Below are 7207 nucleotides of genomic sequence, written 5' to 3' on the forward strand. Positions count from 1 at the left end.
TCACATCATTGACAAAGGTACATTTTTGAATGTTTTTTAAAATTTTTCTGTGTGCTCGTTAATTTGCTAATTTTCAAGTTCTCTTAGCCATTAAGTAAACATCATCTAGGAAATAAGTAGTTCAAGCATTTTTGTAGGACAGCTGATTCTCAGATACCTTTTTACAAGTCACTCTGAGGGCTTGGAATTGAGTCTTTGGTAAAGATTAATGAAAATTAAAAATGAGACCGGCAAAACTAGCTTCGAAAAAAACACACTGTGCTTTCTCACTTGACACTATAGTGGATTGAAAATAGATTAGGACAACGTATAGAAATAGATAACATTATTAGCGTTTATCAAAATAATTCATCGATGTCTTAATCTTAATTCAAATAACTATAAGTAAGATGAGACAAGGGCAGTGTGATTTTTGATTTTGAGCAACTTTAGTAGCCAAATTCTTAGCCAATTTTGTGAGATTCTTACTCATGAGGATAAATTCGACCTCTATTTGGACAGTTTGTTTGCCTTCAACATGGGCTAAACACTCATTAATGATTGCTCAAAAACGGGTTCGACACCAATTGTCCATTTAGCATAGTTCGAGAGCTTTCTTCACTATGCAATTGATCCAACTCTGGGTTGTCTTGTACCCTATCAGTCTCATAGACTTTGAAATCACGTTTAAAGCCGTACTTTAAAAAAATAGCTGCCACCATCAGGTCTAATAAATTGATCAGCCTTTTCAATTCCTTATGTGAAATGCCATAGGTAACGAAGAGATATTTTCTCCAACTCATCACTGATAAAACTATCATTTCCCTCGCTTCCATAACCAGCATCAGCGAAACTATTTTGGAATAAATTGAGTGTTTGAATGGTTTGAATGGATAGAAGGAATGATGTTAAAGTTCCGATATCGGTTGGGCTAAACCATGGCATATAAAAGCGAGCATCTCTAGCTGCGGAAATGCTCGTTTTTCATTCGAAAACTAGTTTTTGCTCAGTCTCATTTGGTTTTAAAAACTGATGATTATCTTTTTTGATAACGGTAAGTCGCAATCTCTAGTCTTCTATTTCATCATCGTCGTCTGAAAACTCATCGTCGTCTTCGTTTAAATCGACGTCGTCTTCGACAGTGTCGTCAGTAATAATTTCATTTAATTCAGAATCATAGGATTCAACTTCTGATTTTTCATCATCAGGATTATCCTCGTCGTATTCGATGATTTCTGTTTCGTCTTCGTAGTCATCGTCTTCTGGATCATCATCATTATAATCAATAGCGTCTTCATCACCATCCATAAAGGCATTAACGCGTTTTTTCTTACGTTTTGGCGTGTCTTCGCCTTCCTCTTCAAAGGTTATGATTTCTTCATCAATTTCATCAATGGCATACCATGAGCGAAGACCCCAACGATTGTCCCCGAGGGGAATAAAACTACCGTCAGTATTCAAATCGGTGTAGAAGTTTGGAAGCGACTCACGGATGTCAGCATCTGCTTTCCCAAGGTAAGCTTGGATGTCATTCACCAAGTCACTGAAATACATTTCCTTATCACGACTACGTTCTTCCAAAATAGCACGAGCAACCTCAATCATTGATAGTTCACTCTTTTCTTGACCAGCAAATACGTCTAATTCCAAGGTTTTTTCTCCTTATGTTGTCATTGTTTACTATTCTACGCTAAAATTGTCTTTTCGTCAAAATTTTCTTCTAAAAAATGATAATGGTACTGATTGATCAGGTTTTCCTTACAGTACAATAGCCTTTATGTTTAATCGCTGTTAAAGAATCGGAACACAAGCATTGTCAAAATTGACAGCAGGACTTATAATGGAAAGTAGAACCTGTATGTTTACAGCATATGTTTTAAACAGGAAAAATAGGAGTCCTAAGTAGATGAAACGACGTCCAGTGACAACCCTTACTAACGAAATTGATGCCGTCCTCTTGGCTGGGCGTATTCTCATGGAGTCTGGTGCGGAGGTTTTTCGCATCGAAACCACCATGAACCATATCGCTGATGCTTTGGGGATTGAATCCTTTGAAGTGTATGTGGTCAATCAAGGCATCATCGCTTCAGGGACTAATCAACTAGGCTATCAAGAAGCCAAAGTCATGAATGTTAACGAAACAGCTATTGATTTAGGAAAGCTTGAGGCTGTCAATACATTATCCAGAAGCCTTTCTAAGCAAACCAAAGTAACTGCTACAGAAGTTTTGCACCAACTGACAAGGATTAACCATCAAGCACTTTACACTGTTTGGGCCATCTTGGCAGCTTATTTTTTGGGTGCTGGCGGCTTTTCGCTTGCTTTGGGAAGTTCCTTCATTGATGCCTTTACGGCAGCTATCGCTGGCCTTTTGGCAGGTGGCTTTATCCAACTCGCTTCATCAAAGATTCATACACGATTTTTGACAACAATCTTGGCAAGCTCAATTGTTAGTTTATCCGTTAATTTGTTTTATTTCTTGGGATTAGGTGAGACTAGAAGTATTATTCTTTTAGGAGCTTTAATGATTATGATTCCTGGTGGATTTTTTGTTAATGCTATCAGGGAAATTTCTCAAAATCATTTTACTATCGGATTCACACTGCTCATGTCTGCTCTCATGAGCTGCATCTCAATTTCAGCTGGCGTTGCTGGGACAACGGAACTTCTCCCCTTTGCAGACCAAATGACCAAGACTTTCTCTGCTGAAAGTGTGACTTATGTTGATTTTCTGATGCGAACACTTGCTGCTGGTGTTGGAACCATTGCTTTTTCCATCACTTATCATGTGCCAAAACGCTACTTATTGGATATTGGTATGGTCAGTGCTGTCTCCTGGTTACTCTATATGCTTGTCAAGGAGAACTTGGCACTTGATATTATCGCCATCTTCTTGCCTGGACTTTTTGTCACCTTGGTTTCAAAAATTCTGGCTGCCAGACGTAAGACGCCAATGACGATATTCTTATCCACCAGTATTTTTCCTTTGATTCCTGGCTTAAGTTTTTATCGGGGGATTTACTTTATGCTGACAGGCTCAAATGAATTAGCCATGACGCACCTTAGAACCTCATTTGTGACTGCTTTTGCCATTACTATTGCCATCAGTATCATTCAGCAAATCCCACTCTCACTCTTTAAAAAACGCAAAAAATAAACCAGCTCTTCTTGAGCTGGCTTTTTTAGCAATCACAGCGAACATCGCAGCAAGCTAGATCGTCTAAAGACATTTGATTGTTTTGGTAAAAGTCCAAGACGGCTTGGTCTAGATGCCACTGTTCACGCTTAGCGATTTCTTTAATGACTGGGATAAAACGTTGGCGAAACTTATAAATGTAACAGAAAATCACGTCTTTTTGGCGCAAGCTTGGCCCAAGCAAAAAGACATTGCGAGACAAGGTTGACTCGTCTTGCTCGTTGACCATAGGGATCCCATCTTTAGTGAATTGGAACAAGTCATCCCCTAAAATGGTTAATACACAAGTCCGAAAGCCTGTTGCTAGAACGGGCTGATGCTTGGAGTCTGCGTGGCTACCGTCATGAAAATGCACGCGGTAGTGGTCAGCTAATTTTTCAATAGAAGTGACGCTTTTGTCTTCAAAAATGTGAGCATCCCAATCATCACGTTTGTCAACTTCTGCCAACTTTTCTTGTGTGATTGGAGACAGCCTGATACTTGGGTCTGGGGCTACTTGCGATCTGCCAAAGTCTTCCGTATAAAGGGAAACGCTATTGCCCATGGCGGCTAGGCTTGTAAAAGCATCACAGCCACTCTCATTGCCTCCCAGGACAATAAAAGAATCCTCTGATTTCAGATAGAAACTATCCACCTCACCATAGTGAATCCCCAACTCACCGCCTTTAATCCCACCACGATAGGGATTTTGAAATTCTCCCGTTGCCATGATGAGGTAGGTAGCCGTGTAAATCCCACGGTTGGTCTCAATCCGATAGCCATCTTCAGTCCTTGTGATGGTAGTGACTGCTGTTTGGGTTTCAATCGCTAAGTCATAATGCTTAGCCACGAGATGGAGATACTCGGCGTACTCTCTTCCTGAGAGATGTTCCTTTTGAAAGGAAAAGGCTGGCGAGGTATCTGGAACAACAGCATTGATATCTGGAAAGCCAAAGCCATTTGTGGTAAATGAAGGCGTGATAAAGCGAGTGGTCCGTGGCCATTTGAGAAAACTATCACCGATATGCCCTTTTTCTAAAATCAAATAATCATCAATCTCTAACTGTTTCAGGGCTGCCCCGAACCCAATACCTGCTGCACCTGCACCGATAACGATAATCTTGTAGTGAGTCATCTACTCCTCCTTGACAAACACGTAATGATTCTTTAAAATACTTAACTGGTTAACTATTTTAACAAATCTATTTCTCATTGTAAAGGAGCAAGATGTTTTTATTACTTTGTAGCCTCATCATGTGGCTAATGATTTTCGGTTTGGGGCTTATGTATGTTGGTTACCTATCTCCTAAGCTTAGCAGTCGCATTTTCTATCAATATACCCTCACCATGCTGTGGACCACTTTTCTCTGGCTAGCTTGTGCCTATTTCGTCAGTTTTCAGGGGCGACTAGACAGCATTTTTAGCCAGCAAGAGGTCTCCCAGAAGGTTTTATTAGACCTGCTTTGTCAGCTCTGCTTTGCCTTGTATGCCGTCGGCATGATGGTCGGTGCTACGATTGATCGTACCAAAACCCACCATCTGATCTTACTAAGCACCTTTTGGCTGCTTTTGGTCTATTGCCCTCTGGCTTATCTGATTTGGCATCCTGCTGGCTGGCTATTTCAGCTTGGTGTCGTTGACTTTTCAGGCGGTCTGGTCGTCCATGTCTCAGCGGGCTTTTCATCTCTGGTCTTGGCAAAACTGCTGGGAAAGACCCCTCATCAACACAGCAACACGCAGCATCTGCCTTTATATCTCGGCATGATGTTGATTAGTTTTGGGTGGTTTGGTTTTAACATGGCTCCTGTGGGTGAGCTCAGTAGCAAGAGCGTTTTGATTATCATCAAGACCTTGCTCGCTATCATCAGCGGCGGATTAACCTGGAGCATCCTCGCCAAGTGGCACAAGGAGGAAAAGCTGACGGTTCCTCTGCTAAACGGCGTTATTGTGGGACTGGTGACTAGCACTTCGGCAGTCGGCGTAGCCAATCCTCTAGAGATGATGCTGATCTGTGGGACGGCTAGCAGCCTGACCTACCTGATGATGGCTTGGATACAAAAGCACCTGTCACTTGATGACGTGGTCGACTCCTTTGCCATGAACGGGATTGGGGGCTTACTCGGAAGTCTAGGCGTCATTGCTATCGCTCCTGAAACAGCACTCCCTCAAATCATCGGCATCCTTGTGACAATTACAGTTTCAATGATCGTCACCATTGTGGTCGGAAAGATGGTTTTGTATGTTTTCGTCAAAAAGACACCAAAGGCAAAATCTTGATTGCCTTGAAACGTTGATATATCGCGGATAATTAACGTTTTGAGAATTGCGAAGCTTTACGAGCTTTCTTAAGACCTGGTTTTGGGTGATATAAGTCAACTATCTGTAAAAGGCTATTGAATCAAGCTTTCAAAGTCCATTTTCATTACAAATAAGCAATTATAACCCAATCTTACAAACAATGGATTACCAAAAATCTGTTTTCGGAGCTTATGTAGTTGAGGAATGGACAGGCAAACGTTTGATTTCTTCATATTATCCGTTAGGAAACCTATATCTATATCATAGCCTTTAAAAGATGATCAAATCATTAATTTTCCCCAAGGAAATAATTTTCTCTAAAAATATCAAGATAACCTGACAACTGAAGGCCTACCTTCATGGTATTCCTACTCAAAACATGATAATCACATTAAAATATTTATTTAACAATAAATCTACTTTTCTTTAGTAAAATATCAATAGAATTATTAAATCGACTAGTGAGTGTTATATATGCATCAAAACTTGAGCAAACATTTTTGATTGCCTGAGTTAGACTTCTTTCCAACCCGATGCTTTTTTCTAAACTTTGCTTCATTAGTAGGACGGACTCATTACTCTCTAATATTGACTCCTTCAAGGGTGTAAAAGAATCAATAAATACTTTTAAATTATCAAGATTATCATCTGAGGTCGCGAATTCATTATCTAATAATCCTGCAGAATTAACTTCGATTATGTCCCAGATTTTAGACAAATCATCAATATGTTTGTTTAATTTTTTACCAAAATTATCTACATGAGTTGCTGCTTTTTTAGCTTCTTTTCTGACAAAAGACGCTGTTCCTGCTCCTCCTTTTTTATTTACTCGTTCAATCTCGTCTCCTATTTTTGAAACTCCATCTTCCATATCCATAATATCGTTTGTCAACGTTGTAATAACTTCTGTAAATTTCTCAGTAATTTCTTCAATTTCTGCCAAAAAATCTATAAAACCTTTTCCATTTTCTTCTGCCAATTCGATAATGTCTTTTTCTGCAAACCAAGGGACATTATTTATATTTTCTGATCTAAGAAAATCTCTTACAGGATTACTAAACCCAACCTCATTTGAAATAGCACCGTATAAGTTCGTTTTCAAATAATTTAACAGTTCCTCAAATCGTAAAAAATGAGTGTCATAATCCTTCGCTCTATATTGTTTTAAATCAAAAGGGAGCTGTGACAAATCATCTTTCGTTATCACAATAGTCTTCTTGTTAAATGAGTGAGCTAAACCAAGCTCATACATAACATTCGGATTCAAGCCTGTTAAATCAGCAACTACAATATCTGCCTCATAAATCGGCTGGATAATATCCATTAATATGTTTTGTTGGTTTCCCTCGTCACCTGCATTCGTAAATTCAAAGTCTTCGGAAAACTTTGACTTAAGCATTTCATAAACTTCAAAAAATTCATTTTGAAACGGCATAATGACAAACACTTTTTTCTTTACCATATCCAATATCCTTTCAAAGCAGTATTCTACTGTATTCTTATTATTAATAGTACCCTGACTGCAATCACTTATCAACTAAAAGATAATATTGATTGCGGTCATTTTTGCTTGAACCAAACCAAGCGATGATTTCTAAGAACCTGTATTCACAAAACATGTTAAACTAAAGATGTGACACGAAAAGCATATGATACTGATTTAACCGATCAAGAATGGGCTCAACTTGAATCCTATTTCTCCAAACACCGCACCTATAAATGGTCTAAACGAGAACTCGTGAACGCAACCTTGTA

5 protein-coding genes and 1 pseudogene are annotated in these 7207 nt (G+C 39.2%); 2 read left to right on the forward strand and 4 right to left on the reverse strand.

What is annotated here, in order from left to right:
- Nucleotides 1-546 precede the first annotated feature (546 nt).
- A pseudogene (locus ACMZ6Z_RS08705) lies at nucleotides 547-912 on the reverse strand (IS5/IS1182 family transposase); the annotation flags it as partial.
- A gap of 135 nt (nucleotides 913-1047) precedes the next feature.
- Nucleotides 1048-1629 (reverse strand): DNA-directed RNA polymerase subunit delta, encoded by a 582-nt coding sequence (gene rpoE, locus ACMZ6Z_RS08710; RefSeq protein ID WP_416132157.1) that lies wholly within the window; start codon nucleotides 1627-1629, stop codon nucleotides 1048-1050.
- Between the two features lie 256 nt (nucleotides 1630-1885).
- On the opposite strand from rpoE, the gene ACMZ6Z_RS08715 reads away from it, so the two are divergent.
- Nucleotides 1886-3136 carry a threonine/serine ThrE exporter family protein gene (locus tag ACMZ6Z_RS08715; RefSeq protein ID WP_416132158.1) on the forward strand — a complete coding sequence of 417 codons (1251 nt, stop codon included), beginning with the start codon at nucleotides 1886-1888 and terminating at the stop codon, nucleotides 3134-3136.
- Between the two features lie 25 nt (nucleotides 3137-3161).
- Here the strand turns inward: ACMZ6Z_RS08715 and ACMZ6Z_RS08720 are convergent, their stop codons facing one another.
- A complete protein-coding gene (locus ACMZ6Z_RS08720; protein WP_416132159.1) occupies nucleotides 3162-4289 on the reverse strand; it encodes an NAD(P)/FAD-dependent oxidoreductase in 1128 nt (375 codons plus the stop codon).
- Nucleotides 4290-4381: 92 nt separating this feature from the next.
- On the opposite strand from ACMZ6Z_RS08720, the gene ACMZ6Z_RS08725 reads away from it, so the two are divergent.
- Nucleotides 4382-5431: an ammonium transporter gene (locus ACMZ6Z_RS08725; protein ID WP_416132160.1), complete on the forward strand. Its 1050-nt coding sequence runs from the start codon at nucleotides 4382-4384 to the stop codon at nucleotides 5429-5431.
- 421 nt (nucleotides 5432-5852) lie between these two features.
- Here ACMZ6Z_RS08725 and ACMZ6Z_RS08730 read toward each other — a convergent pair whose 3' ends face one another.
- Nucleotides 5853-6914 (reverse strand): hypothetical protein, encoded by a 1062-nt coding sequence (locus ACMZ6Z_RS08730; protein ID WP_416132161.1) that lies wholly within the window; start codon nucleotides 6912-6914, stop codon nucleotides 5853-5855.
- Between the last annotated feature and the right edge of the window lie 293 nt (nucleotides 6915-7207).

Source organism: Streptococcus pluranimalium (genome assembly GCF_047785705.1).
GTDB classification, from domain to species: domain Bacteria; phylum Bacillota; class Bacilli; order Lactobacillales; family Streptococcaceae; genus Streptococcus; species Streptococcus pluranimalium_A.

Bases quoted from the DNA above. Each gene is read 5' to 3' on its own strand.
- ACMZ6Z_RS08715 (WP_416132158.1), top strand. From the start codon at position 1,886: ATGAAACGACGTCCAGTGACAACCCTTACTAACGAAATTGATGCCGTC.
- ACMZ6Z_RS08720 (WP_416132159.1), bottom strand. From the start codon at position 4,289: ATGACTCACTACAAGATTATCGTTATCGGTGCAGGTGCAGCAGGTATT.
- ACMZ6Z_RS08725 (WP_416132160.1), top strand. From the start codon at position 4,382: ATGTTTTTATTACTTTGTAGCCTCATCATGTGGCTAATGATTTTCGGT.
- ACMZ6Z_RS08730 (WP_416132161.1), bottom strand. From the start codon at position 6,914: ATGGTAAAGAAAAAAGTGTTTGTCATTATGCCGTTTCAAAATGAATTT.